The organism is Vibrio sp. Vb0937 (assembly GCF_033338855.1).
Genome location: NZ_JAWOTK010000484.1, coordinates 1 through 1010, shown reverse-complemented (window position 1 = coordinate 1010; position 1010 = coordinate 1). Strand labels below are relative to the sequence as shown.

The 1010-nt window shown below is 48.7% G+C and carries 1 protein-coding gene; it reads left to right on the top strand.

All coding sequences use genetic code 11. The annotated features are described in order from the left end of the window. Positions 1-1010, top strand: a 1010-nt coding sequence (locus R7P67_RS26685) for a penicillin-binding transpeptidase domain-containing protein (protein ID WP_411912825.1), incomplete at both ends; no start/stop codon positions are given.

The following is a 1010-nucleotide window of genomic DNA, read 5'->3' as shown; positions in this document are numbered from 1 at the left end:
AACAAGGAAATAAGCGTAAGTCTTCTGCGAAACCCAAAGCCGCAGTAAACGACACCAAAACCGCACCGAAAACAGCGAAAGTAGAAGTAGAGCCATCATTTTTGATTCGCTGGCGCTTCCATTTATTGCTGTTTTTTGTTTTCTGCGCCTTTGCGCTTCTTGTCGCTCGTGTGGCCTACATTCAAATCATCGAGCCGGATAATCTCATTAAGCAGGGCGATCTACGTTCGATTCGTGTTAAGTCTATCCCGTCTGCACGAGGCATTATTTCTGATCGCAATGGTGAACCTTTAGCGGTGAGTGTGCCTGTTGAAGCGGTTTGGGCCGATCCAGCCACCATTTTTAAAGAAAATGCGCTAAGTCAGAAACAAAACTGGTATGCCTTAGCAGATGTGTTAGGTGTGGATCGCCAAGGCTTGATTGACAAAATCAAGCGCAACGAAAAGCGTCGCTTTATTTACCTGCAGCGTCAGGTGAGCCCAGCAATGGCAAACTACATTCGTGAACTGAAGCTACCTGGTATTGGTCTTAAGTCGGAGTCTCGTCGTTATTACCCGGCTGGCGAAGTCAGTGCGCACCTTGTCGGTGTGACAGGCATTGACGGTCATGGCCTAGAGGGGGTTGAGCGCAGTTACGATGAATGGCTAACCGGTGAAGAAGGTAAAAAGACCATTCGTAAAGACCGCTATGGCCGTGTCGTTGAAAACATCGCTTGGCAAGACAAACAAGAAGGCAAGTCGTTGCAGCTGACCATTGATCAGCGTTTGCAGGCTATCGCTTACCGTGCCATCAAACAGGCGGTTGCCGATCACCGTGCAACCTCTGGCTCCGTGGTGATGCTGGATGTAAAAACGGGTGCCGTTTTGGCGATGGTTAATGCTCCGTCATACAACCCAAATAACCGCACGGATTGGCAAAGTTATAAGATGCGTAACCGTGTGATCACGGACTCAATGGAGCCCGGTTCGACCATTAAGCCTTTCGTTATTTTAGCCGCCTTAGAAAATGGA